This is a genomic window from Bradyrhizobium sp. 613_E4_N2_2, assembly GCF_052075995.1.
Classification (GTDB): domain Bacteria; phylum Pseudomonadota; class Alphaproteobacteria; order Rhizobiales; family Xanthobacteraceae; genus Bradyrhizobium; species Bradyrhizobium barranii.
Genome location: NZ_CP197234.1, coordinates 7,316,699 through 7,341,930 on the forward strand (window position 1 = coordinate 7,316,699; position 25,232 = coordinate 7,341,930).

At 61.4% G+C, this 25,232-nt stretch carries 20 protein-coding genes; 9 read left to right on the forward strand and 11 right to left on the reverse strand.

Translation table 11 applies throughout. The features are described 5' to 3' along the window. The first annotated feature begins 846 nt into the window (after window positions 1-846). Window positions 847-5,208, forward strand: coding sequence for a hypothetical protein (locus AB7290_RS34625; protein ID WP_085402195.1), 4,362 nt, complete (start codon window positions 847-849; stop codon window positions 5,206-5,208). 59 nt (window positions 5,209-5,267) lie between these two features. On the opposite strand, the gene AB7290_RS34630 is transcribed toward AB7290_RS34625, so the two are convergent. From AB7290_RS34630 to AB7290_RS34655, 6 genes are all read right to left on the reverse strand, one after another. Next, window positions 5,268-6,005, reverse strand: coding sequence for a class I SAM-dependent methyltransferase (locus tag AB7290_RS34630; protein ID WP_071916254.1), 738 nt, complete (start codon window positions 6,003-6,005; stop codon window positions 5,268-5,270). A 129-nt stretch (window positions 6,006-6,134) separates the two neighbouring features. Next, entirely contained in the window at window positions 6,135-6,641 is a 507-nt protein-coding gene (locus tag AB7290_RS34635; RefSeq protein WP_245344125.1) for a serine O-acetyltransferase, read from the reverse strand. Between the two features lie 76 nt (window positions 6,642-6,717). Further along, complete coding sequence (locus tag AB7290_RS34640) at window positions 6,718-8,172, reverse strand: lipopolysaccharide biosynthesis protein (RefSeq protein ID WP_166084206.1); 1,455 nt, start codon at window positions 8,170-8,172, stop codon at window positions 6,718-6,720. A 48-nt stretch (window positions 8,173-8,220) separates the two neighbouring features. Beyond that, window positions 8,221-9,273 carry an acyltransferase family protein gene (locus AB7290_RS34645; RefSeq protein WP_085402136.1) on the reverse strand — a complete coding sequence of 351 codons (1,053 nt, stop codon included), beginning with the start codon at window positions 9,271-9,273 and terminating at the stop codon, window positions 8,221-8,223. Between the two features lie 88 nt (window positions 9,274-9,361). After that, window positions 9,362-10,714 carry a hypothetical protein gene (locus tag AB7290_RS34650; protein WP_085402196.1) on the reverse strand — a complete coding sequence of 451 codons (1,353 nt, stop codon included), beginning with the start codon at window positions 10,712-10,714 and terminating at the stop codon, window positions 9,362-9,364. 5 nt (window positions 10,715-10,719) lie between these two features. Then, complete coding sequence (locus tag AB7290_RS34655; RefSeq protein WP_085402137.1) at window positions 10,720-11,910, reverse strand: acyltransferase family protein; 1,191 nt, start codon at window positions 11,908-11,910, stop codon at window positions 10,720-10,722. A 347-nt stretch (window positions 11,911-12,257) separates the two neighbouring features. On the opposite strand from AB7290_RS34655, the gene AB7290_RS34660 reads away from it, so the two are divergent. The 6 genes from AB7290_RS34660 to AB7290_RS34685 all read left to right on the forward strand — a co-directional run bounded on the left by AB7290_RS34660 (window position 12,258) and on the right by AB7290_RS34685 (window position 19,078). Then, the gene (locus AB7290_RS34660; protein WP_245344126.1) at window positions 12,258-13,658 is read left to right on the forward strand and encodes an O-antigen ligase family protein; all 1,401 of its coding nucleotides are present in this window, start codon (window positions 12,258-12,260) and stop codon (window positions 13,656-13,658) included. 39 nt (window positions 13,659-13,697) lie between these two features. Beyond that, the gene (locus AB7290_RS34665; RefSeq protein ID WP_071916260.1) at window positions 13,698-14,348 is read left to right on the forward strand and encodes a hypothetical protein; all 651 of its coding nucleotides are present in this window, start codon (window positions 13,698-13,700) and stop codon (window positions 14,346-14,348) included. Window positions 14,349-14,492: 144 nt separating this feature from the next. After that, on the forward strand, window positions 14,493-15,134 hold the full coding sequence (locus AB7290_RS34670) for a transglutaminase-like cysteine peptidase (RefSeq protein ID WP_085402139.1): 642 nt from the start codon (window positions 14,493-14,495) through the stop codon (window positions 15,132-15,134). A 401-nt stretch (window positions 15,135-15,535) separates the two neighbouring features. Then, window positions 15,536-16,063: a hypothetical protein gene (locus AB7290_RS34675; RefSeq protein ID WP_245328480.1), complete on the forward strand. Its 528-nt coding sequence runs from the start codon at window positions 15,536-15,538 to the stop codon at window positions 16,061-16,063. Window positions 16,064-16,083: 20 nt separating this feature from the next. Further along, complete coding sequence (locus AB7290_RS34680) at window positions 16,084-18,294, forward strand: GNVR domain-containing protein (RefSeq protein ID WP_085402140.1); 2,211 nt, start codon at window positions 16,084-16,086, stop codon at window positions 18,292-18,294. Then, a complete protein-coding gene (locus AB7290_RS34685) occupies window positions 18,278-19,078 on the forward strand; it encodes a hypothetical protein (RefSeq protein WP_085402141.1) in 801 nt (266 codons plus the stop codon). Before AB7290_RS34680 ends, AB7290_RS34685 begins: the two co-directional genes overlap by 17 nt. A 1-nt stretch (window position 19,079) precedes the next feature. On the opposite strand, the gene AB7290_RS34690 is transcribed toward AB7290_RS34685, so the two are convergent. The 3 genes from AB7290_RS34690 to AB7290_RS34700 form a co-directional block, all read right to left on the reverse strand. Then, the gene (locus AB7290_RS34690) at window positions 19,080-20,240 is read right to left on the reverse strand and encodes an acyltransferase family protein (RefSeq protein ID WP_085402142.1); all 1,161 of its coding nucleotides are present in this window, start codon (window positions 20,238-20,240) and stop codon (window positions 19,080-19,082) included. 33 nt (window positions 20,241-20,273) lie between these two features. Then, window positions 20,274-21,368 carry a hypothetical protein gene (locus AB7290_RS34695; RefSeq protein ID WP_085402143.1) on the reverse strand — a complete coding sequence of 365 codons (1,095 nt, stop codon included), beginning with the start codon at window positions 21,366-21,368 and terminating at the stop codon, window positions 20,274-20,276. A gap of 144 nt (window positions 21,369-21,512) precedes the next feature. After that, window positions 21,513-22,937 (reverse strand): undecaprenyl-phosphate glucose phosphotransferase, encoded by a 1,425-nt coding sequence (locus AB7290_RS34700; RefSeq protein WP_085402144.1) that lies wholly within the window; start codon window positions 22,935-22,937, stop codon window positions 21,513-21,515. 345 nt (window positions 22,938-23,282) lie between these two features. Between AB7290_RS34700 and AB7290_RS34705 the strand changes: the two genes are divergently transcribed. Both AB7290_RS34705 and AB7290_RS34710 read left to right on the forward strand, forming a co-directional pair. Continuing rightward, a complete protein-coding gene (locus tag AB7290_RS34705) occupies window positions 23,283-23,606 on the forward strand; it encodes a hypothetical protein (RefSeq protein WP_085402145.1) in 324 nt (107 codons plus the stop codon). A gap of 112 nt (window positions 23,607-23,718) precedes the next feature. Continuing rightward, on the forward strand, window positions 23,719-24,453 hold the full coding sequence (locus AB7290_RS34710; RefSeq protein ID WP_028154250.1) for a metallophosphoesterase family protein: 735 nt from the start codon (window positions 23,719-23,721) through the stop codon (window positions 24,451-24,453). Window positions 24,454-24,481: 28 nt separating this feature from the next. Here AB7290_RS34710 and AB7290_RS34715 read toward each other — a convergent pair whose 3' ends face one another. Together AB7290_RS34715 and AB7290_RS34720 are read right to left on the reverse strand one after the other, a co-directional pair. Then, window positions 24,482-24,904 carry a hypothetical protein gene (locus tag AB7290_RS34715; RefSeq protein ID WP_028150369.1) on the reverse strand — a complete coding sequence of 141 codons (423 nt, stop codon included), beginning with the start codon at window positions 24,902-24,904 and terminating at the stop codon, window positions 24,482-24,484. Window positions 24,905-24,955: 51 nt separating this feature from the next. After that, window positions 24,956-25,201, reverse strand: a complete 246-nt coding sequence (locus AB7290_RS34720) for a hypothetical protein (protein ID WP_039146277.1) — start codon at window positions 25,199-25,201, stop codon at window positions 24,956-24,958. Window positions 25,202-25,232 lie beyond the last annotated feature (31 nt).

Sequence of the window (25,232 nt, forward strand, 5' to 3'; positions counted from 1 at the left end):
ATCTGCGACACTCCGCCCCGGCACTGCAGACGACGTCCGAAGTCCGCTTCTCGGGTTCGCGCCTTCCGCCGGAAGTCGGCGTTCCCTTCAAATTCCGCAAGCAACGCCCGGTTGAAACGTCCCCCGGCCCCTTGCCCGCCGGGTCCGCGACCGATTGTCCCGCCGTCAACGCACCGATCGCCGCACCTCGTGCACACAGATTGGACCTCTCATCTGGTCGGCGTCGTTCGTTCGACTGGCCCTGCACATCAACGAGGGGTTTCTTCATCGGCCAAAGACAGACTCGATATCCTTCTGCATTGACGTCGACACGATGTCGCAGCGACCAGGAGAGAAAACAAAACTCCGGTGGCGAGTTCCATAGATTTACTTTCTCGCTTCCCGACTGCACGCGGGAAAATTCGGAAGCGCGCTGCAAGCCTTCAACGCCCGAACAACTGTCACATTCGAAGTTCGATCGATATTTTTTGCGGTCGTGACTCGCAGGCAACTCGATCCGCCCACGCCACAGGCTTAACGGCGCTTAACACAATAGATTCGAAGCAAGGCTGCTCGCGCGACAAGCAAATGCGTTTCGATTAGGCACCGGCACAACATCGATCGAACATCGTCGTTGCATCGCCATTCGAACGTCACGCTGCAAGCACATTGCCGTGGTCTTCATCGATCAATCTCAGTCCACGCAGATTCGTGCGCTGTGGGCGTCGCGCAGGAAGCGTCGGTGAGAAAATCTCCGGGTGCTTCCATTTTTACCGATCTCACCAACTCGAAAAACAGAGATTGGCCGATACGACAGACGCAGGCGGCACCGAACTCTCGCGTTTCAGAAAAGGCTCCGAAATACCGATGACTACCGCATCACCAGATCAGACGATCCTGTCGGCGAGCACCTTTGTCAGTTCCATCGGCGTCAATGTTCACGTTGGATATTCCTGGGGCGCCTACGACAACCTCGCCCTCGTCGAGGACAATCTCAATTATCTCGGGGTGACGAAACTGCGGGGCGGACTCGCCACGAGCCCGGAAGCGCAACCGATCGTCGAGGGACTTGCGAAGGACGGTTACAAATTCGACCTCGTGGTTCCGTCGGGCGTTCCGGCCGGCGGCGCGGCTGCGCTCCAGTCTTATCTGGAATCCGTCAAGGAGTTCGCGGCCAGCCATCCCGGCAGCGTCATCGCGCTGGAAGGCCTCAACGAGGTCAACATCCAGGGCTTCAGCTATAATGGGAGCTCGAGCGTCTCGGCCGCAGCGCAGTTCCAGGCTGTCTATTACAGCGCCATCAAGGCGGACGCCGCGCTCAAGGATATCCCCGTCTACAATTTGTCGATCGGCTATAATGACTCGGCCGACTACGCCAATCTCGGAAACATGTCGGGGTCGACCGACTACGCCAACTCTCACGCCTATGTCAGCACCGGCCTGACACCCGAAACCGCCCTCGAGCAATTGCTCGGTAACGCCACGTCGGTCACCGGCGGCAAACCGGTCGTGATCACCGAGACCGGATATACGACCAAGAGCGATACCCCGTATGTCGGCGCCAGCGAGAACGTACAGGCGAAATCGATCCTGAACACGCTGGTCGATGCCTACAAGGACGGCGTCAGCACCACCTATCTCTATCAATTGCTCGACGCCTCGGCGAGCAACGACCCTACGGATCCCGAATCGCACTGGGGCCTGTTCAACGCCGACGGAACCCCGAAGCTCGCGGCGACCGCGGTCCACAATCTGACGACGATCCTGGCCGACGACGGCAAGGGCGGCCACACGCCGACTGCCTCGCTGAACTATACGCTCGACAACATGCCGGCGAGCGGGAACAGCATGGTTCTCGGCAAGAGCAACGGCGCCTATGAGCTCGTGGTCTGGGCGGAACCCAAGGTCTGGAACGACGCCACCGACACCGAGATCGCGAATCCGACGATATCGGTTACCGTCAACCTGGGCAGCGTCCACCACCTGATCAACGTCTATGACCCGCTAAAGGGCAGCTCGCCGATCGCGACCTACACCGATGTCAGCCAGATCGTGGTTCCGATCACGGACCACCCGCTCATCATCGAGATCGACGCTCCCGCAGGAGGCGGCTCTGCACCGCCCGCCGTGACCGACGTCAGCGGAACCGCCGCCGACATCGTGTCGCAGATGTCCGACCTGAACGCCTCGGATTCGCTTGAGACCATCACGCTCACCGACACCCACGTGCTTCCGGTCGCCTCCGATGCCACCATGGCGTACATGATCTCGCATTACGGGAAGGCGCTCGCGGCCATCCAGGGCGGCTACCAGTTCTCCGTCACCAACTCGACCGACACCTGGAGCGTCACCAGGGTCTACGACTCCTCCGCAAAGCTTCTGTCGACCAGCACGTCCAACTTCACCGACGGCGTCATCACCAGCAAGGTAACGCTCAATACCGACGGCTCGTCGGAGAACATCGCCTATACCGGCGGCAAGATGGTGCGTGACGTCACCGTCTCGGCGATCGGCGACAAGGACACCAAGACCTACGATACGAGCGGCAATCTCACCGCGGACCTCGTTCAGAACAAGGACGGCTCGTCCTCGAACACGCTCTATTCGAACGGCGTCAAGACCAAGGTCTACGTCACCAATGCCGACCGCACCCACGACAACTACTATTACAACATCACCGGCCAGTCCTATACCAGCGAGCACGACCAGCTCGACGCGGGCGGGAGGCTTCTATCAGTCGTCCGGATGCATGCCGACGGCTCGATGGCCTACAGCCAAGTCTACAACAGCGACGGCAGCAAGGTCACGACCCAGTACGACGCCACGGGCCACAAGACCTCTGTCGTCACCGTGACATCGACGGCGACCAGCACCGATTTCTACACCACAGCCGGCGTTCTCAAGCAGACCGTCGTGCAGACGACCTCCGGCAACGTGACCACCACGAACTACAATGGTTCGCTGCTGGTGTCCGTCTACGTCGTCAACGCCGACGGCTCGAAGGACTCCAAGCTGTACGACGCCAAGGGCGTCATCGCGAGCGACGTGGTCCAGAACGCGGACGGCTCGTCGTCGACCACGCTCTATACCGCAGGCGTCAAGACCAAGGCCTACGTCACCAACGCGGACGGCAGCCGCGATAACTATTATTTCAACATCACCGGCCAGTCCTATACCGGCGAGCACGATCACCTCGACGCGAGCGGCAAGCTGCTGTCGGTCAGCCGCACCCATGCGGACGGCACCATGGCCTACAGCCAGGTGTTCAACAGCGACGGCAGCAAGGTCACGACCCAGTACGACTCGACCGGCCACAAGACCTCGGCCGTCACCATAACGTCGACGGCCACCACGACCAATTTCTATACCATCGCGGGCGCGCTCAAGCAGCAGGTCGTGCAGACGACCTCCGGCAACGTGACCACGACCAACTACAACGGCTCGCTGCTGGCGTCGGTCTACGTGGTCAACGCCGACGGATCGAAGGATTCGAAGCTGTACGATTCCAACGGCATCATCGCGAGCGACCTGATCCAGAACAAGGACGGCTCGTCCTCGAACACGCTCTACACGGCCGGCGTCAAGACCAAGGTCTATGGCACCAATGCCGACGGCAGCCACGACAACTACTATTACAACATCACCGGCCAGTCCTATACCAACGAGCACGACCACATCGATCCGAGCGGAAAGCTGCTTCTGGTCAGCCGTACCCATGCCGACGGCTCGATGGCCTATAGCCAGGTGGTCAACAGCGACGGCAGCAAGGTCACGACCCAGTACGATTCCACAGGCCACAAGATCTCGGTCATCACCGTCACGTCGTCGGGCACGACGACCGACATCTACGATGCATCGACCGGCGCATTGAAGCAGGAGGTCTCCAAGACGAGCTCCGGCGACACCACGACGACGAACTACAACGGCGCCAAGCTGGCGTCGGTCTACGTGGTCAACGCCGACGGGTCAAAGGACACCAAGCTGTACGATTCCAGCGGGATCATCGCCAGCGACCTCATCCAGAACAAGGACGGTTCGTCCTCGAACACGGTCTACTCCGCCGGCGTCAAGACGAAGCTCTATGTCACCCATGCCGACGGCAGCCATGACAACACCTTCTACAACATCACGGGCCAGAGCTATACGACCGAGATCCAACACCTCACCGCCGCCGGCGCACTTACGGCCCTGACCCGCCTTCACGCCGATGATACGCTTGCCTACAAGCAGGTGATCAACAGCGACGGCAGCAAGGTCACCGACCTTTACGACAGCACCGGCCACAAGATGAGCGAGATCCTGAATGCCGCCGATGGATCGACCACGACGGACACGTACAACTCGTCGGGAGCTCTGGTCCAGGACGTTCACAAGACGGCGGGCGGCGACGTGACGACGACGAACTACGCGAACGGATTGAACTCGTCGATCTACGTCGTCAACGCCGACGGCACCAAGGAAACGAAGCTGTTCGACGGCAGCGGCAGTCTCACCAGCGACTACGTGCTGAACAAGGACGGCTCAAACTCGACCACCGTGTTCACGTCGGGCGTCAAGACCGCGGTCTACGCCAACAACGCCGACGGCTCGCACGACAACACGATCTACAACATCACCGGCAAGAGCTACGTCACGGAGCAGCAGCACATCGACGCCGCGGGCAAGATGACCTCGATCACCCGGTCGCACGCGGACGGTACGCTCGATTACACGCAGGTGGTCAAGGCGGACGGCAGCAAGGTCTCCGATGTCTACGACAGCACCGGGGTCAAGACGACCGAAACCATCAACAACGCCGATGGAACGTCCGACGTCTTCAAGTTCAAGGTCGCCGGCCTGCCGGGCGCCGTCGAGCACGACAGCTACAATACCAGCGGCTCGCTGCTCTCGATCGACGTCCTCAACACCGATGGGACCCACGCCGTCACGGCGGTGACTGCGGGACTGACACTGGCCGGCGGCAGCGGCAACGACGTCTTCTCCGCGGCGCCGGGCACGACCACCGTCATGTTCGACGGCGGCAACGACCAGATCAAGAGCTTCCACGCCGGAGCCGCGGCGAACCACGACACGATCGAAATCCTGAAATCACTGGTGGCCGACTACAGCCACCTGCAGATTTCGCAATCAGGTTCCGACACGCTGATCCAGCTCACCTCGGCCGATTCCATCCTGTTGAAGAATGTGAATTCGGCCAACCTGGATCACGGCAACTTCCTGTTCGTCTGACGCCGAACCAGCTGGCAGGTCCCCCTGCCAGCTGAACGGGGACGACGGGGGAAGCAAGGTCAGTGCGGCCGCGCGGGTGTGGCCGCACCGATGAAGATGATATCCTCGGCCAGCAGCGGAAGCCGCCGCAGCAGCATCGACTTCAGCTTTCCGGCGCGCATGAAGGTGGCCATCTTCACCTCGACCGGCGCATAGCCGGCGTCGATTGCGACCTTGGCGATGGTATAGGGCGTGAAGAAGAACCGGTGATCGCTGTTGATCGTCTCGACGTTCTTCAAGATGCCCTTGATGTTGCCACCCCTGAAGGCGTTCGGAACGGTGATCACGATCTGATCGACGACGTCGCCGTAATTCTCCCTGAAGCGCGACAGGAACGAGACCGGATTCGGAATGTGCTCGACGACTTCGCCAAACACGGCGATGTCGAACTTCCGGCCGGATATTGCATCGATCTTCTGGCCGGACGTCACGTCGCCCGCGACCATGTTGTCGAGCCCGGAAATCCGCGACGCCTCCCGCACCGCATCCGCATCGATGTCGACGCCGACGGTGTATTCGGAACACTCGGTGATCAGGCCGTGCAGCCAGTCCCGGTTGTCGATCTTTCGTTTGATGAGCGGCAGATGATCACAGCATCCGACATGCAGGACGCGCTTGCCCCGACAGATGTCCACGAGGACGTCGCATCTGTATTTGACGTCGCCATCGCCCCGATATTGCACGACGATGGTGTCTTTGAACTTCGAGCCGTCGAGATAGGGATAGACCTGCGAAAAATCGGTAATGATCGACGACATGGGCTTGCTTCCTGTGTCCGAGACGTTTCCGGACACAACTATACATGGCAAGCAATCAGAATTGTGACCGGGTTGAACCGGCGGACCAAACGCGGATCGCCGGGAACCTCGCCGTCGGTTCGCGGGCCGTCAGGCGCGCAGGCGACCTGGTGCTTCCGAGCGCACGATCCGCGCAGGTGCTCCCGCGGCGACGGAATGCGGCGGGACGTCACGCGTCACGACCGCGTTGGCGGCAACGTTTGCTCCCGCACCAATCGAAGTCGGGCCAACGATCACGGCACCGGTGTAGATGACGGCACCGTCGCCGATGGTCGGGCAACCCGGTTCATCCCAGGCACGCCGGCCGAGCGTGACGTTGTGATAAAGCATCACGGAGCGACCGATCCGCGCCCCCTCGCCGATCACGACGCCGGTCGGATGCGGCAAGATCAGCCCTGGACCGATCTCCGCGAGAACCGAGATGTAGCAGCCGCGCCGCATCAGCGCCCGCACGAGCAGCCAGGTGATCTGATGTCCCCAGCGGGTCTGGAATCGCAGCATCCTGGCGATGCGCCAGGTCGTGATCACGGCAAAGCCCGGGCTCGTCAGCATGGCGACGAAAGCGGCAGCCACACCGGACCTGCCGGTGTTTGCCATCAGGTCCTCGCGCCACGGAATTCCCGCTTGGGACTTGCCGCTCATTCCCTCAACTGATGACATCAAACGATCTCTACTAACCTGCCGAGGAAACATTCGCCTGGATCGACGGAACCGAGCCGCCGAGCAGCGATTGCATGCTGTTCCAGATGCGACGCCTGAATATCACGTAGCTGCCAAGCACGATCAGCGCATAGACGGCCGTCGCCAACAGCCAATGTGACAGGCTTGCGACGTCTGCCTTCGTGGCGACGAGTGCACACAATGCGCCGAGTGCGGTGGCGACGGTGGCCGGCATCAGGGCGCCCAACAAAGAGGCATAGGAGATCGCGCAGTTGCGGGCTCCAATCATCAGCATCAGGACGCAAACGAGGATCGATACGATCAGGTACACGACCGCCACGGCCGTGAGCCCGAACGGCAACGCCACGACAAAGGCGAGGATCATGCTGGCACTGTTGGCGGTGCTCACCCAGAACTGGAGCCGGGCCTTGTTGTGAGCGAGCAGAATCGGTCCGGCATAGGCCGCAATCGACTGCGCCGCGCCTGCCGGCGCAAGGATGGCAATCAGCGGCAGGACTTCCTGCCAATGCGGCGAGAGGAACGTCGCAACGGGATATTTCAGCCCGAACGTCAGGTAGATCATTGCCGGGAATGTGATCATCGCGGTCATGCCGAGCACCGCGCAGATCGCCGCCCTGCGCCGTTCCTGTTCCCGCTCGCCGTTCATCCGGCTCAGGGTGGCCATCAGAACGCCGCCGCCAGGCCACGACAGGATCATCAGCGGAAGCGTCATGAACTGGAAGGCGAGACCGAACAGACCGACCGCCGCTGCGCCCAGCTTGGCGCCGATCATGAGATTGCCGACGTTTCTCGCAGTGAAGTTGAGGACGTTCGAGGCCAGCACCCAACCGCCGAACGACAGCATCAGCGCGACGCCGCGCCATTTGAAGGACAGATGGATATGGCGCCTGGTGTTCACATAGAAGGCGACGGCGCGCACCGCCTGCATCAGGACATAGTATGCGATCAGCGCCCAGATCCCCCATCCGAGCAGGGCTCCGGCCACGCCCACCGTCGCGGAAGCCAGAGCCGCGCCGGCTTCGATCAAGGCGATGGTCTGATATTGCAGGGAGCGCTCCAGGACCGCGCGCGGCCCCATCGCGGAAATGGACAAGACGACCGAACCGGAGAGAGCGGCGAGCACGGACGGCAGCCCCTGCATGTCGACGGCAGCCCCCAGCGGCTTCGAGGCGGCGGCCAGCACCAGGGCACAACCAATCCCGATCGCGACCATCAGAGTCGTCGCCGCGCCGGCTTCCTCCCTGGTGAGCGACGTCCGCTGGATCATCGCGCTCGACAGCCCAAGGTCGGTCAGCATGGAGATGAAGGCGATGAAGGGCAGCGAAAACGCCACGAGCCCGAATTCCGTGGGCGTCACGAAATAGGTGATCAGCAGCGTGATGAGGAACTGAACGGCCGACTTCACGACGTTCACGCTCGACATCGAGAGCAGGTTCTTGATGATCATGACGTCTCTCGTATGTGATCCGGCTGAAACGATTGCGAAAGGACGCGCTCAGGCGACATAGCGAGCTTCACGGCGCACTCCAAACAACAGGCCCCGCAGCGCCGGATCGAGCAAGCGGCGGAGTCTCACTTCGATCAGCTCGTAACTGACAGTTCCCGCTATCAGTGCGGCAATCAGGCCGAGGCCCGCGAACCCGGCCCAGAGGAGCCAGAGATTGACGCCATGCGCGGCCAGCTTCACTCCGATGACCTGCAACGGAAATAGCGCAAAAGGGTGGACCAAATAGAGGCTATAGCTGATCTTTCCGAGGAACTGCAGGAATTTGCCGCTCAAAGCGACGGCAATACCGGAGTCCGGAGCAAGGACCATTCCAAACAGCAGCGCGCCCGGCAACAGCCCGACCAGCGGATGCGCATATTCGATCGACACGTACATCGCGATCCCGCAAAGGATGCCCGCCAGCAATCCGGGCCAGCCGACGACGCGGATCCGCAAATCGATCAGGCTGAACAACAGCCCGACCAGAAAGAACGCGGCGATCGGCCGAAAGGCGATGCCCGCGAGACCGAGCAGGATGAACGGCGCCGCCAGCAGCCAGTTCCTCCGCCGCACCAACATCACGAAGATCACCGCGAACAGAATGTAGAACGCCCATTCGTAGCTCAGTGTCCACGCGTTCTGCTGGCCGATCGGCAATCCCAGCGCGTCCGGCAGGAACGCCAGATTGACGAAGAACAGCTTGAGATAGGTCGGCAGATCGATCCCCTTGAAGAACTTGTAGCCAACCAGGGGGCCTGCCGTGAACAGGATCAGGTGCAGGATCACGAACACGGGTAGGATTCGCAGGGCGCGATCGAGAAAGAACTTCCCGACGCTGCGGTGACGCATCAGGCTCGCCGGAATCAGGAAGCCGCTGATCATGAAGAACAGCTCGACCCCGTGCCCGCCCATGTTGACAGTCGCTTCCAGCCACGGCCAGATCGGAGGCAGGAAGCCTGCCAGAAGCGGCATGTCCTGAAGATGGACGATCAGCACGGTGAGCGCGGCGACGCCGCGCAGCCCCTGGATCGCCTCCACGAAATTCTTGCTGTCTGCGCTCACCGCCGCGATCCGATATCAAGATGAAGGAAAGTTCCGGACCAGCGCCCGTGCTGCGCACTGCAGCTCATTGCATGCGGCAACATCGCGATCATGCCGGCCGAGAGACCAGATCGTCGACGTCAGGCGCGAGTGGCACCGCGTCCGCGACGGTCTCGTCACGTCTCTCTCGGGCGAAGACTTCGCTGAAGGCGACGCCGAGCATGATCAAGCCGCTTGCCGGACCATAGGCCAGCACGGTGATGGTGAAGAGGTTCATGGCGACCGCGAAAGACAGCTTGTAGATGTCCCTGGTCCTTGCGACCGCGAGGATGACCATGACCATGAACAACACGAAGATCGGCCCGAACATCAGGTAGGTGCCGAGGTAGAAATTATCCACCGGAACGTAATAGCTGAGCTTGTTCGAGAACAGCAGCTGCGGATAGTTGAAGCAACCGAGGCCGCAGCCGGTGAAGAAACCGACCGGCATAAGCTCAGCCATGTAGACGAACGGCAACTGCCAGCTGTTGTTGACGCGGTCCTGCAGGCTGAACAGGCCGCGCGACATGCTGACAAGCCCGTTGCCGGAGAACAGGGCGATCAGCACCGCGGGCACGAGGATCGACAGGAACGACAGCAGCGCCATGCGCCGCAGCATGGGAAACTTCTCACGCTCGGGAACGAGGCGAACGATGATCAGGCAAGCGACGTAGATCACCATCACGCCGAGCGAGGTCTTGTTCGTGGTCAATTTGATGGCGTAGAGACCGATCGGGGCCCAGAACAGGCACCACAGCAGGCTCCGGCGCACCGAGCTGATCGTGAACGAAATGAACACGAAGAATGCGGCCATCGTGCTGTCGGCGGCAAGTCCGGCGAGGCGCGTCTCGGACGCCGACCACCACAGCCGCGTCGCCTGCCGCGTCGTGCCGAAAGTCTCGTAGGCATATCCCACCCAGGGCAACTGCATGCGGGACGACAATATGATCCCGACGATCGTCAGGTAGAAGATCGGGTGAAGCCACCGCAGCAGTCGATCGTAGTCGCCGAAATTGCGCCCGCAGAAGCAGAAGCCGACGAACACCGGCGCGATCATCTTGAACGACGACATCATGCCGCTGAAATAGCCCAGGAACACGTATCCGAGGTAAAGCGCAAAGCAGATGTAGAACAGCGTGAGGATCGCGACGAGGTTACGCCCCATCAGGACGTAGCGCTGCACGAAGGCAAAAATGCAGACCAGCGCGAAAATGTCAGGCAGGAACCACAGCGGGCTGATCTTGAGAACGGCCAGATAATAGCGCAGCGCGCCTGCGAGCGCATCGCGGTAGAAATAAAGCAAGAGCGCGATAGCCTCGAGACTGAAGAATGCACTGCCCTCCTGCTGGTGATGCCGGGGCAAGGCCGCCGGATCGACCATGCGCCAGTCCGACCTCGGTAGAGCCGAAGAGCTGCTGGACATGCCCGTCACTCCGCCGCGACCACAGCGGGAACGGCGCGGCGATTGAAAAGCCGAAGCACGAACCGCGACCCCGGCATCTCGACCCAGAGGTAGGTGAGGTTGGAGAGCACGAGCACGGCGGCCACGAAGACGGCGAGCAGCAGTGAGGCTGCTAGTCCGGGAAGAATGTTGTCCACGATTTGCAGGCGCCCGGTGCCCACGCCACGCGCGAAGTACTGGATGAGGACAAGTATCAGCGCATGCGTCATGTAGATCGAATAGGAGCGCTTGCCCAGCCAGACCAGCGGACGGACGGACAGCAGCTTCGGCAGGAGCCGCTCCGGAAACGCCATCAGCGAGCCCAGCAGGGCGCCGAAAACGATCGGCGCCACGAAGCTGAGCCGTTCGTCGAAGCCGACGACGGAAACCAGCACGATGGCGACGACGGCCGCACCGATCTGGCAGGCCGACTGAACGAAGGGGCTCACTGAACGACCTTTTCCCGAGACGAAACGAAGCGTGAGCACGCCGACGAAGAAGCCCAGGAAGCATCGGGTGAAGGCGTTGGTCTGGAAATCGAGCGTTTCATTCTTGAGCACGAAGATAATGAGAGCCGCGCCCATCACCGCCAGCACGGCGCTGAAAACATAGACGAGCCTGATGTAGCCAAGGCGCTGCGACAGGACGACGACGGCGCCAAACACGAGATAGGTGTAGAACTCCGCGCTGATGCTCCAACTCGGGCCGTTCCAGCTCAGATAATCGAGCACGCCCATAGCATGGAGCAAGAACACATTCGCGACAAACGAGTACACATTGTTAACCTGGAGATCCGCCGTCTCGTTGGTCGAGAAGTGCAGCAGGTCCAGTTCGGTGAGCGTGAGCCGCATCAGCCGAAACGCCAGAAAGGCGAACAGCATGACGATGTGCAGCGGATAGATGCGTGCGATACGACGCAAGGTGAACGTTCGGAAGTCGAACCCGCTGAATTCGGACTGAACATAGCTCATCGAGATCACGATGCCGCTCAACACGAAGAACAAATCGACGAAGAGCCAGGAATTGTGAAAAAACGCGACGTCGATCCAGGCGCGATGAGGCAGCGCAGCGGCGAGCGGATCCGATCCGACGAAGTGATGGACGACCACGCAGAGGGCGGCGAGGCCACGAACGCTGTCCAGCGGAACGTAGTGCGCCTTTGTTTGATGAGCTAGCACTTGATAGAGGCTCTACGATTCGACCAAAGCGAAATGCTGCGGTGCAATATAATGCCTCCACCGGGTGGTTTATTCAACTGAAAAGAGCCGCGAAGCGCCGATCTCGACCAGGACAGTGCACGACAGATGCGGCAGCAAGACGCCGGTCGGCATCTTTGCTCCGACGACATGCTCATAGACTTCAATTCAGCTTTCGTGAGGCAACGGGCATTGCGTTTGGAACAGATCAGGGCTGCACGCGCGAGCTGCGGCCTTGTTTGCAATGTTGCGAATGGCCATCAACGACCTAGCCTCGCATTAACTTGATCTCGCGCGAAGTTCTGATAGCTCCATCGCGGCTGAGTTGAATGACAGAGGGGCCTTTGGGCGCGATATCGCGATTTTTCGCCACAGCCGTGTTTGTGCTGGCGCCACTTCCGCTCGGATCCCTCGACCTCGCGTGGATTTGCTTCTGGAATTTTCTGCTCGTCTGCAGCCTGCTGACCGCCGATCTTTCGGCCGTGAGCCGTCGCAATGCCATGTTGCTCATTCCATTGGCAGTGGCGATCGCGGCGGTGGTTGTCATCGTGGCGTTGCAAACGTGGAGCGATCCGTCCAGTGAATCAGCAGCGGTCTGGGAACTGCCGCGGCGTTTTTTCGGCCTCGTACTGCCTGACCGTCTCTCGGTCACCGCACGCGGAACGTGGCTGGCGTTCGGATCGGTCTTGCTGCTGTCGCTCGCCTTCACGCGCGCCGTGATTCTTGCAAGCGATGCGGGAGCCGCACGCTCGCTGCTACGCATACTGGCATGGGCGGGATGCCTGTATGCATTGTACGGAATTCTGGCGGAGCTGATCGCACCGGACATGGTGCTGTTCAGGCAGAAAGAAGCCTACCTGGGCTTTGCCACAGGGACCTTCGTCAATCGAAACACGGCGGCGACGTTCTGGGGCAGCTGCGCCCTGCTGTTTCTGGTGCCGCTTCTGCGCACCATGCACCGCCAGGAAGGCGGGCCGCCGGAACAACCGGATTGGCGATCGCAGCTCGAGCAAATCCTCTCCGCGCCGGTGGCGCTCGGTGCGGGATTCGCGATCTGCACGATCGCGCTTGCCATGACCGGATCGCGGGCGGGTCTGCTGCTGTCGGTTGGCACGTTCGTGCTGGCCATCATCCTTTATCTCGTGCCGCTCGAGCTCGGCAGATCGCGGAAGTGGCTGGTCCTCGGCGGCTCAGCGGCAGCAGGGCTCGTGCTCTTGCAGCTCGTAGGCGGCCTCGTGGCGGGGCGAATCGTCGAACACGGGCTGATCGATCCGCAGCGGCTTGCTGCGTACCAGGCATCATTGGGGATCATCGCTGATCATCGGCTGCTCGGTGTCGGGCTGGGCAATTTCGAAGCTGTTTTTCCCGCCATCAGACCCGCAACGCTCGGCAGTCTCGGCATCTGGGACCGCGCTCACAGCACGCCGCTGGAAATTGCCGTCGAATTAGGCATCCCCGCCTTCGCCGTCATCGCGCTGGCCTGCCTCTGGTATCTTTACCATCTGTTTACCGGAAGCTTGCGCCGAAAACGCGACCGCTACATACCCGTGATCGGCGCCAGCGTCGCTGTATTGGGAGTTGCACATAGCTGCATCGATTTCTCGTTGCAGATACCCGGTTACGGCGTGTTTTTCGCAGCCATCGTCGGGTGCGGCCTCGCGCAATCGCTACCATCACAGGTGCGAAAAGAACGTGGCAAATCCGTGCAAGTCGAGCTAAAGTCAAATTAATTGAAGTTTAAAGCCAAATTGATTGAAGTGGGCAGGGCAATGAGCTGGAATTCTGGTAGGCGCTTCACCGTGATCGTCGGAGCGCTGGCAATTTTCGCCGGAATGCCGGCAGCATTCGGCGCAACGGGCGTCAGCTCGGGCTGCGTTGCCAACACGGGCGTTGTTTCAGCCGAGCGCGCCACCGACTTTCTGGCCAATCCCGGCGGGCTGCTCGACCAGTTCAAGGACGGACAAGGCGGCCTCGCCTCGGCTGTGCGCGACCTCCTGACCGCGCGTCCCGAGACAGTCGATGGCATTGTCTCGCTGGCGAAGGCCAGCAGCACCGATCAAAGCCGCGCCATCGGCGCTGGTCTCGGCACCGCCGCTTCGGTTTGCGTCCTGTCGCAGCCCGGCGTTGCCCAGCTGATCCAGGAGGCGGTTCTCAAGACCGAGAATCCCGACCTGATCCAATCGTTCACCAGCATCACCGGCGATATCCCGACCGAAGCGACCAACGGCGCCGATCCGACGGGCGAGACCACAGCCGGCGGCGGACCTGGTTCGACCGCGGCGGAGGCACGCGGTGGCGGAGCAAGCTCGACCGCACCCACGGTCGTGAACCAGAGCGGGCCCGGTGCGGCGTCACAGACGCAGACGCTGTTTGCGGCGACGTCGACCGCCGTTCTGACCTCGGTAAGCCCGTCGCGCTGACGGCTGGAACCGTTAACCACCCCTCCCAGGCCGGTCCCGTGACCGGCCTATTTAGCTACAATTGTAAATTTCCGCGGAACCAAAGCTCAAATCGTTTGTGAGATACCCGTAGCGTCAAAAAAGAAAACGCGAGACGGGGATGTCATGAGCTGGATTATCAAATCGCTGGTCGCGATCGGGATCGCGTCGACCGGCACCGCCGCCAAGGCCGAGATGTTGAACGACAGTTCGCTCAATCAGGCGAAGAGCGCGTTCATCCGCGAGTACGACAATGCGCTCGCGCCGCTGCAATTCGTCAAGTTCTGCATGAACAACGACGGCGAATGCGCGAGCGACGCCGCCGACCGGACACTGCCTTCGGGCGACCGGGCGATGAGCATGCTGCGCGAGGTGAACAGCTCGGTCAACGCGTCGATCACACCGATGCAGAAATCGACCAATCCGATGGTGGCGCGCTGGAGCCTTTCGCCGTCCGCCGGCGATTGCAACGACTACGCGGTCACCAAGCGTCATCAACTGATCGAGATGGGCTGGCCCAAGTCGGCACTGCGCCTCGCAGTGGTCCTGACAAATGGCGGCCAGGGCCATCTCGTGCTCGTGGCGCGACTTGCCGACGGCGACTTCGTCCTGGACAATCTTTCCGCTTCGGTGCGCCCCTGGAACGCCGCGGATTACGAGTGGATCTCGATGCAGTCCGGCGGAAATCCGCGCTTCTGGGTCGCGATCAACGAGAATGGCGAGCGCCTGCGCGCCACGCGTCTCGCGATGTTGCGGACCTCCGAATAGACCGCGCGAAGTTTCGCTCTACCGCCCTCAATCGCAGGTTGCGACAGGCGCGAGGCGATGGTCTGCCAGACCGTCCCTCGCGCCTTTGCCTTGGCATGGTGCTTGCCTAAAATTCATGCTTATCGCATACGAGCGCGCGCAACCATTCGCCGAATCCGCGCCTGATCGCAGCAAGAATTTCGTTCATGCGAAACGGGGATGCAGAGCGGGCAAGGATGGCAATTTGGTCCGTACTGGTTTATATTTTGCGCCGCACAAGAATTTGACATAGTTTTGGGTCATCAAGGACCTAGGGCCTAAATCCATACGTCATCGCTAGTTTGCAACGAGATATGAGCGCGATCCTAATCAAACTCGATAGCTTGTTGCGTGGCTCCCTGCCGGTTTTACGGATCGCGGCAGTGATCGCCGTTGCCGTGTCTGCGACGCTGTCGGCGCCGGCACAGGCTCAATGCGTCGATCGCGCCGAACGAGCGCCGTCGTCCGCGGTCAGCGCATTCGTCTCGGACCCCTCGGTTTTGTTGCGACAGTCGAAGAACGACAGGGACAAGCTTTCGGGCCGGCTCACCGGATTGCTGGTGACCGACATAGCCGCGCTCGATCCGGTTCGGGACATGCTGCGCCAGGCGAGCCAGGCCGACCGTGTCGCAATCGGCGCCGGGCTTCACCGTGCCGAAGAGCGCTGCATCGCGACCAAGCCCGACGTCGCGCGCCGGATCAGCGAATTCGTTGCCAAGCTGCACGACGGGTCCGTCCTCAAAGGATATCTCACGGATCAGGACGCAGCGGCTGCGCCCGTTCCGGGAAGCCCGGCTCCCGCCACGGCCAGCAATGCACCGGCGGGTCCGGGTGCAAGCGCCGGTCTGATGTCGGGTGAGTGGAAGACCGAACTCGCCGACCCGTTCAAACCCGTTCCCCTTCCCGAGTGACAACCTCAAGATTCCCAGAGATGTTTCAGCCACGAGATCAGTTTCCGCAACGCCCGAGATATGCCATCGAGGTCGGTGGCACGACGCTCAGCGCCGAGCGCGCTCTGGACATCGTACGCCGCCAATGGCCGCTGATCGTCGCCATCGTGGCCGGTACGCTCGCGATCGTTCTCGTCTACCTGATCGTGGCAACGCCGATGTACACGGCAAATGCGCGCATCCTGATGGACACACGCCAAACCCAGGTACTGGACAAGGACAGCGGAACCGCCAACGCGCTGATCGACCCGGGCTTCGTCGACAGCCAGGTCGAGATTCTCCAGTCTGACGACCTCCTCCTGTCGATCGTCCGTCGCCTGAAGCTCACCGAGGATCCGGAGTTCAACGGCTCGGATCCCGGGTTGATTCCGCTGGTCATCGGCAAGGTCATCTCGATGTTCGGGTCGGACGGTCCTCCGAGCAAAGAGCGGGTCGAGCGCGGCGCGGTCGAGCTTCTCCAGAAGAACCTTAAGGTCGAGCGCGTGCTGACGACCTATGTCCTCTCGATGAACTACCGTTCGATCGATCCGAACAAGGCTGCGCAGATCGCCAACGCGATTGCGGACGCCTACATCGTAGGCGCGCTGGAGGCGAAATATCAGTCGACCAAGCGCGCCGGCGAGTGGCTCCAGCAACGCAGCGCCGAGCTGCGTGAACAGGCGACGGCGAGCGACCGCGCCGTGCAGACGTTCAAGGCGCAAAACAACATCGTGGGCACCAGCCGGGGTCTGATGAGCGAGCAACAGCTTGCGGACGTCAACTCTCAGCTTATTGCCGCTCATGCCGCGACCGCCGAGGCCAAGGCCCGCCTCGACCGGATCGAGGCGCTGCTCGACAAGGATCTCGTGCAGCCGACCGTGACGGACGCACTCAACAACACGGTGATCACGCGCCTGCGCGCCCAATATCTCGACCTGGCGGCGCAATATGCCGACTGGTCGAGCCGTTACGGCAAGACCCACCAGGCGGCCGTCAACCTCGCCAACCGAATGGAAGAGCTGCGCAAGGCGATCGCGGACGAGGTCCGTCGTATCGCGGACGCATATCGCAGCGAGTACGAGATCGCCAAGAGCCGCGAGACGGCGCTTGAGGAGAATCTCAAGAATCTCGTATCCCAGGCCGGCAGCACGAGTCAGGCGCAGGTCAAGCTGCGCGACCTCGAAAGCGCGGCGGATACTTATCGTAACCTCTACAACAACTTCCTCGAGAAGCTGCAGAACGCAACGCAGAACCAGAGCTTCCCGATCAGCGAAGCGCGCATCATCGGCACGGCGGTCAAACCCGACAAGAAGAGCTCGCCCAAGACGCTGCTGGCGCTGGTCGGCGGCCTGCTCGGCGGTCTCTGTTTCGGCTTCGGGGCGGCCTTCACGAAGGAACTGATGAGCGACGTGCTGCGATCTCCGAGCGACGTCGAGGATCAGCTCGGGGTGAAATGCCTCGGCGTTCTTCCCGACATCCGCGCGGCGAGGGCTTCGGCAGATCATCCGGAAGGAAACATATCCAGCTACGTCGTCGAGCACCCGTTCTCGCGGTTCGCGGAGACGCTGCGGAACATCAAGGTGTCAATCGACGTCGCGCGCCTGTCGCGCGAGGTCAAGATCATTGGAATCCTGTCGTCCTTGCCGAAAGAGGGAAAAACGACGGTTGCCGCCAATTTCGGTCATCTGACCGCGTTGACCGGACATCGCACGCTACTGATCGACGGCGACCTCCATACCCGCTCGCTGACCAGGGCGCTGGCCCCCCATTCCAAGACCGGCCTGGTCGAAGCCCTCAAGGATCCGCGCTCGTTCGGCTATCATATCCAGCGCAGCAAGGAGAGCGGGCTCGACTTCCTGCCCTCCGTCGTCGCATCGCGCATGGTGAACTCGGCAGATGTCATCGCCTCCAAGGCGATGGCTGACCTGCTTGCAGTGGTGCGAGAGGAATACGAATACATCGTCATCGATCTGGCGCCGGTGATGCCGGTCACCGACGCCAAGGCTGTCAGCCATCTCGTCGATGCGATGGTTTACGTCATCGAGTGGGGCCGTACGACCCGCAACGCGCTCCAGGAGTCGATGGCGAGCTCCGAAGGCATTCAGAAGAAGCTTCTGGGCGCCGTGCTCAATCGCGCCAATCCGAAGATGCTCAAGAGGATCGAGGCGTATAAGGGCTCGCACTACAACAGCTACTATGTCGAGGGAGCCTAGCGCCACCGAGCCGGCGGCACAGGCAACGGGGATCGCCTATCGCTGGCTTCTGCGCGGCTCGACCATCGCGCTTGCCGCAGCCGCGCTGGCGTGGATCGCGGCTATCGCCCCGGATGTGACCAATCCCGCGGTTCCGCAGATTGCAGGACGCGTCGCGCGCGGCGAGCGATATGAAGTCGATCGCCTGAGACGGATCGTATCGGACAATTTGCCATCCGCCCGTCGCCTATGCAGCGCCAAGACGCTGCGCGAGCTCCTGCTGCTCCAGCTCGCAATCGCCGACGAATCGACACGCGCAGGCGACCTGAAGCAGATCGATCTCGATGCAGACGCCGTCGCGTCGACGAGCCGTGCCTTGCTGGCATGCGCGCCGACTGAAGCACTGGGCTGGTTCGGCAGCTACTGGGCCGAAATTCGCCAGGCCGGCTTTGGGCCGCGAACAGCGGAACTGCTGAGTCTTTCCTATCGCTTCGCGCCACACGAGGCCTGGCTCCAACTCATCCGCGCGCCACTGGCGCTTCGCGCCTTCAATGCGGCCTCGCCCGAGCTCAGGGATTACGCCACCCAGGACTTCGCCGATATCTTCCAGGCCCGCCTGTTCCCAAGCGCAGCTACGTTCTATCAGGCGGCCGGCGCCGAGGCGCGCGTCGCTCTGCTCGAACGTACCTGCACCGCGCCCGAAGCCGATCGGGAATTGTTCTCGCATTTCGTCGCGGAGAAGGGCCTGCGAATTCGCCATCGCTGTTATCCAGTCGATGGCGATGGCTTTCGGATGAGCCGCTAGGCTATTTCAGCTCGGTTCGCGGCACGCCCTGCGAGGGATTTTCGGGCAGGTATTGCAGGAAGAATTTGGTCAGGCCGCGACGGCTGCGCAGGATCGGCGATTCGAAGTACTTCCAGGACACATGCGCGACAGCGTACGAGATGACGAAGCCGATGGCTGCGCCCGCGGTAATCTTCACGCTGTCGGGCACCGACATCCCGCCATAGAGCGTGAGCGCCTTGCCGAGCGGGTTCGGGATGAAGTTGTGAACGAGATAGAAGCCGTAGCTGATCTTCCCGAGATGCTCGAGCGGCTTCCACTCCAGCGCTTGAACAAAGATACTGTCCTGGTTGGCGCGAACCCACCAGATCAGCGCGACCAGGCACAGCCCGATCGCAATGTCGATCGCGGGGGAAAGATACGAAGGGGCGTCGTAAATCACGCCGTTCGAGCACAGCATGAACCCGACGATGAGAAGGCAGACGAACGTGCCGTTGCCGTTCGGAGCCCATTCCCGTCTCTGGAGATGCAAGATCGTCAGCGCGCCGCCAAACGCGATGAGGCTGAAATTCCACGGCGACAGGGTATGGATGGCCGTGTGATTGAAGCCCGACGAATACATCAGGAAATGGCTGATCACACCGAGAACGACGACGCTCATGCAGGTGACGAAATGGCGCTCCAGAGGAAGCAGGATGAACAGGAAGGGCGCGATCACGTAGAACTGCTGCTCGACCGAGAGCGTCCAGAGCACGCCGAAGGGACCAGCGGTCCCGCCGATGACGCTGCCGATCCAGTAGTTGGACAGGTACACGACGTGATAGCGGAAGCCGAGATCGGGCCCCGCGTGCTGAAAATAGGACCGGGTCAGGAACAGGATGGCGAGAAGCGCATAATATGCGGGAAAGATGCGCGTCGCCCGCTTGACCCAGAAGGTGACGATTTCCGCCGCGGGCCGGGATGCGGCCGTCCCGACCTTGCCTCGCTGCCTGTTGAGCTCGCCGATGATCAGGAAGCCGCTCAGGATGAAGAATATCCAGACGCCGACGCTGCCCGAGTAGAACTGCAGTCCGCACTTGTGATTGAGATAGACCAGGACGACCGAGAGACCGCGCAGCCCGTTGAATCCCAAGATGCTGCCCGACTTCTCGGTGTTGACGCGCTCAGATCCAGGTAAAGGCATTGCAGGTTCTTTTCTTCGCACGGAGACCGAAAGCTACAGTCCCCTGGTTCTCAACTCAGTCGATTCTTCAGCCGACAGGCGGCCGCCGGCAAATTCCGAAAGAAGGAAGAGCGCAACCTTGGGCCTGTCGATCTCGTACATCAACCCAAACCTGTTCTCCGGCGGCTTCTTCTGCGGCTCGTCGAACAGCTCGTAGACCATCACGCTCTCGATCTCGACGTCTTTCTGGTTCTTCAGATATTGGAAGGTGTCCCGCAGTGACCGGAGGCATTGCTCCGTCAGGGGATCGCCAGGCCGATTTCCATAGGCCGGCTTGTAGATCTCGGCGCAATTGACCTCGTTGAACGTCACCGGGCGGTGATAGGACGCCAGCTTCTTGAAGAGGTCGAAGGGCGGATTGCGTCCATTCCAGTGCCGATGCGGATTCTGCCCCGCCACCTCGTAATAGTGGTAGGAGATCACGTCGTATTTCACGCCCCGGGACTCCATGAAGTCGAGGAAGCCCAGCATCGTCGACGTCGTGTTCAGCACCTTGCGCAGACGACTTCCGGTCTCGCGGTTGATCTGGTCGATGGCATCGGACGCGCCGTGCAACACCTGGGCCCAGTCTTCCATCACCGGCATTTCGAAGTCTGCCGCGGTCATGCCGCGCCCGAACAGCTTCTTCCCGTCGGAATCGACCGCGAACAGGTTGATCTCGTTCTCAAGCTCCCAGTCGGACACATCGTCCTTGAATTGCCGGACGAACGCGTAGGTGCGGTCGTAGCCCTGCCTGTAGAGCGCGTCCCGGTCTCCTTTGGGGTACCGCCCCTTGTCGGTGCGGTCACCGTAGCGGAAAGGGAAGTTGACCAAAGGGTGAAGCGTGATCGAGTATTTTCTGGCAAGCGCAATGGTTTGCCGGAACATCGCGGCTTCGCCCGGCTCGGCATCTTGCGTCAGATTGAGACCGGTCCTGTATTGCGTGAGCCCGCGCTCCCTCATGAGCTGAAAGATCGGCGCGAGATCCCTGCGCTTTTGCGGCGGTCCGCCGACCCCCCACTCCAACGCGTTCGCATGAGAACAGGCGGCAGCGATCGCCCAGGTGACGAGCAACGGCAAGGCGACGAACTTGGCGAGGCGATGGCTCAATCTGCAAGGCTCGGCGTTTTTTGGGGGGGGCAAATCGTCAAAGGGGCAGCAACGAATCACATGCTGCAAAATGCAGGCCGTTTCCCCTCTGCACGGGCGGCGTGCGGGTCGGGCGCGGCAACGCGCGCCCGACGTCGGCCTGGCTCAGTAGGCTTCCTGATGAATCAGCGCCAGCGCGGTCTTCAGGATGATCCTGAAGTCGAGCCAGATGCTCCAATTGCTGACGTACCAGATGTCGTATTCGACCCGCTTTTCCATCAGATCGATGGTCGGCGTCTCGCCGCGGAAGCCGTTGACCTGGGCCCAACCGGTCAGGCCCGGCTTCATGTGATGCCGGTACACGTAGTTGCTGATGATCGGATCGTAGTAATTGTCGTGCGCGAGCGCATGCGGGCGCGGCCCGACCAGCGACATCTCGCCGCGCAGAACGTTCCAGAGCTGCGGCAGTTCGTCGATGCTGGTCCGCCGCAGCGCACGGCCGACACGGGTCACCCGCGCGTCGCTCTTCGTCGCCTGCGTGACCACATGACCGTTCTCCGCCACCGTCATCGAGCGGAACTTCCAGATATCGAATTGCTTGCCGTTGAAGCCGCGCCGGGCCTGCTTGAAGATCACTTTGCCCTTGGAATCGAGCTTGATCATGATCGCAGCCGTGATCAGCAGCGGCGCCAGCAGCAGAAGCGCGAACGAGGCAAGGCCGATGTCGAGGCAGCGCTTCTGCGCCTGCTCGAACACGCTGAGCGGCGCGCGCTGGATCTCGATCGCGACCGTGCCGCTGACGGGCTGGAACGGACGCGAGACCAGATCGGCGATCGGGAAATCCGGCAGAAGACGGATCGGCTGGGGGACAACGCGCAGATGCTGGCTCAGCTTCTGGAGAAGCGGCATCTCGTCCCAGTCGATGACCAGGAGATATTCTTCCACATCCGCCGTGCGCGCTTGACGGGTGATGTCGCGAATCTCGTGATCCCAGCCCGCGCCCTCTTCAGACGGATCGAGCACGAAATGTCGCACGACGTTGAAGCCGTGCTTGCGCAGATCCTTGAACCGGGTCGAGGTGAAATCGAGAGGCTTGAGGCTGAGCAGCACGACCTTGCGGTCCACCAGACGGCCCTTGGCGTAGCTCGAGGTCAGCGCCAGGCGCCACAGCACGCGCAGACCGCCCAAGGCGACGCCGCCGGTCGCGGCGAACAGCAGCGTGGTTCCGCGCGACAGGTCCGCGGACGATTTGAGCAGGAACGCCTCGACGGCGAGAATAGTGAGCGAGATCAGCCAGACCGCCAGGGCCTTGCGCAGCTGCCAGACCGTGTTCAGCAGACGATGGTGATCGTAGACGCCCTGGAAGTAAGCGATGGTCACGAACACCGCGCCGACGACCAGGCCTGCTCCGACGGATGAGTCCTGCTCGATCACGAGCACGCGATACAGGCCGCTCGCCACGAAATAGCTGAGCAGTACGGCGACGAAGTCTCCGGCGATCAAAGCCACTTGCAGGGGTCTTTGGAGGGCACCGCGTCGGTTCGAGATAACCGAATAATAGTTTTCCGAACCGTAAGTTGCTACAGCCATCCGAACCTCGCTGCCTCGTCACCACTCGCAATCAGAATTGCGAGCAAATCGATCTAATTTTTTCGATGTGCGCCGAAGTATATCTTAACTAAACAAAGCGACATTGCGGCAGTGCACCGAAAAAATCAAATCGATTTTCATGCAATGCAGCGTCGCAGCAAAACAATGCTCAAACTACTGTCACACGCGTGACAATTAAGCAGGCATCACGCCGCGTTTCACACCAAATCGCGTCATTTTCGCACAGCATTGTCGCGCGCATTTGAACGGCTGTTCAACCATGCCGCTTAAGCCGTTATTAGGCCGCGGCCATTAACACTCGTGACCAATTCGAGGAGTTGCGTCGTGAGTACGGTTGCCATTTTCAGTCTGCTGATCGGATCGTTGCTGGGAGGCCGATTCCGAATCTTCATCCTGCCGCCCGCCATCGTTCTCGGCGCCACGATCCTCGGTGCGGGCTCCGCCTGGCGGGGACATGATTCAGCTCACATCGTTGTGACGATCCTCGTTTTCGCGTCGGTGCTCCAGCTTGGCTATTTCTGCGGCGCGGTTCTGGTCCGCGCGCGAGAGGCCGCCTATCGCGGCAAGGCCGCACCATCGTTCGACAGCGGCAACTCGGCCAGCCTCGCGCAAGCTTGGGGACGGGTGATTCGCAACGCTGGTGAATGATCGAGCAGGCGCAGGCTTGCCGGCAGGGGTAGAAAAAAACCTGCTCGGACACCCAAATTCGCCGATAGCATATTGACATCCCGGGCGAAGCTCTTTGAAAGAGTTGCACCCCATGTCCATGATTGCGCCCCGAAATTCGCCCCGGCCGAAGCTACCGAACGGCGTGCGCATCTATGCGATCAGCGATATCCACGGCTGCGCCCATCTGCTCGAGCAGATGTTCGCCGTGATCGATGCGGACATGGCGAACAGCCGGCCGTATCGCGCGATCGAGGTCTTCCTCGGCGACTACATCGATCGCGGACCGGACTCGCGTCATACCCTCGATCTCCTGATCAACCGCAGCCGCCGCCGCAACACCGTCTTTCTCAAGGGCAATCACGAGGCCTATTTCACCTCGGTGCTGGAAGATCCCGCCCGCGCCGCCGAATGGTTTCAGTTCGGCGGGCTCCAGACCCTGATGTCGTACGGCGTATCGGCCGCGCCCGGCCTTGGCAAGGACGAGTTGCCCGATCTGGTTCGCGAGCTCACATCCGTGATGCCGCCGGAGCACATCGCGTTCCTGCGCCAGTTGCGGCCGACCTTCACATGCGGCGACTTCTTCTTCGTCCATGCAGGGGTGCGTCCGGGAATTCCGCTCTCCGAGCAGCGCGAGCAGGACCTGTTGTGGATCAGGGACGAGTTCCTGCAAAGCAATAGGCGCTTCGGCAAATACGTCGTGCACGGCCATACGCCGGTGAAGCAGGCCGAGCTGCTCGAGAACCGGGCCAACATCGATACCGGGGCCTACGCCACCGGAAACCTGACGCTGCTGTCCATTCAGGGCAACAGCATGCTCGCGATCTAGCGGTCTCGCTCGCGCGCCGTACCAGGCGTCAGTTGGTGGGGCTCGCCGGAGGCCGGTAGTCCGGGAAACGGCTCAGCATCGCCGCCTTCAGGAACTTGAAATGGGCGATCGAGGCGCCGAGCTCCTTGAGCCGGCGCTGGCCGTTCAGGATTTCCTTGTCGAACAGGTCCTGGTGGTGATTGTCGAGCGCCTCGCGCTCGAGGTATTCGTCGTCGCCGTTGCCGATCGTCACGGCGGCGCGCGCCAGCACGTCCTCGACCCGGCGGTTGAGACCTGACTGCTCGCGCTCCGCCGCATGCAGGGCGTCATCGATCGCAACCATGATGGCTTCGATGCGGGTGCGATCGGTTTCGGCGTCGCGCTCGGGCGAGCGCGCGCGGAACACCTGCTCTCCGCCGAAACGGTCTTTCAGGAAGTTATGGGTGCGGGCCCGCAGGAAGAGCTGAAACATGCGTGCATTTTCCGGTTCGAGGCGCCAGACCAGAAAATGGGCCTGCGATGGTTAATAAAGGTTGAATCCTTCGCGCCGTTCGGTGCGGCTTTGCGCCATCCAGGCCCTCCAGGCCCCCTCGTGCTTCTCATAGAGCTCGAGCCTGCGCCGCTCGCCGGCATCGGGCGCGACCTGCGCCTGCTCGCTGTCGAGCCGCTCGAACTCGAACGTCTCCTCGGGCGTCAGGCCGATCAGGACGCGGCGACCTCCCCCATCGACGAAATACCGCCGTGGCGCGTTGTACGTCGGGCTCGTCATGGCGTCTCCCCGAAATCCCGTCATGATTCAC

Coding starts and splice junctions, on each gene's coding strand:
- AB7290_RS34720 (WP_039146277.1), bottom strand. CDS start 25,201: ATGACGAGCCCGACGTACAACGCGCCACGGCGGTATTTCGTCGATGGG.
- AB7290_RS34640 (WP_166084206.1), bottom strand. CDS start 8,172: ATGATCATCAAGAACCTGCTCTCGATGTCGAGCGTGAACGTCGTGAAG.
- AB7290_RS34700 (WP_085402144.1), bottom strand. CDS start 22,937: ATGGCTGTAGCAACTTACGGTTCGGAAAACTATTATTCGGTTATCTCG.
- AB7290_RS34670 (WP_085402139.1), top strand. CDS start 14,493: ATGAGCTGGATTATCAAATCGCTGGTCGCGATCGGGATCGCGTCGACC.
- AB7290_RS34665 (WP_071916260.1), top strand. CDS start 13,698: ATGAGCTGGAATTCTGGTAGGCGCTTCACCGTGATCGTCGGAGCGCTG.
- AB7290_RS34685 (WP_085402141.1), top strand. CDS start 18,278: ATGTCGAGGGAGCCTAGCGCCACCGAGCCGGCGGCACAGGCAACGGGG.
- AB7290_RS34660 (WP_245344126.1), top strand. CDS start 12,258: ATGACAGAGGGGCCTTTGGGCGCGATATCGCGATTTTTCGCCACAGCC.
- AB7290_RS34690 (WP_085402142.1), bottom strand. CDS start 20,240: ATGCCTTTACCTGGATCTGAGCGCGTCAACACCGAGAAGTCGGGCAGC.
- AB7290_RS34625 (WP_085402195.1), top strand. CDS start 847: ATGACTACCGCATCACCAGATCAGACGATCCTGTCGGCGAGCACCTTT.
- AB7290_RS34650 (WP_085402196.1), bottom strand. CDS start 10,714: ATGTCCAGCAGCTCTTCGGCTCTACCGAGGTCGGACTGGCGCATGGTC.
- AB7290_RS34710 (WP_028154250.1), top strand. CDS start 23,719: ATGTCCATGATTGCGCCCCGAAATTCGCCCCGGCCGAAGCTACCGAAC.
- AB7290_RS34715 (WP_028150369.1), bottom strand. CDS start 24,904: ATGTTTCAGCTCTTCCTGCGGGCCCGCACCCATAACTTCCTGAAAGAC.
- AB7290_RS34680 (WP_085402140.1), top strand. CDS start 16,084: ATGTTTCAGCCACGAGATCAGTTTCCGCAACGCCCGAGATATGCCATC.
- AB7290_RS34630 (WP_071916254.1), bottom strand. CDS start 6,005: ATGTCGTCGATCATTACCGATTTTTCGCAGGTCTATCCCTATCTCGAC.
- AB7290_RS34635 (WP_245344125.1), bottom strand. CDS start 6,641: ATGGCAAACACCGGCAGGTCCGGTGTGGCTGCCGCTTTCGTCGCCATG.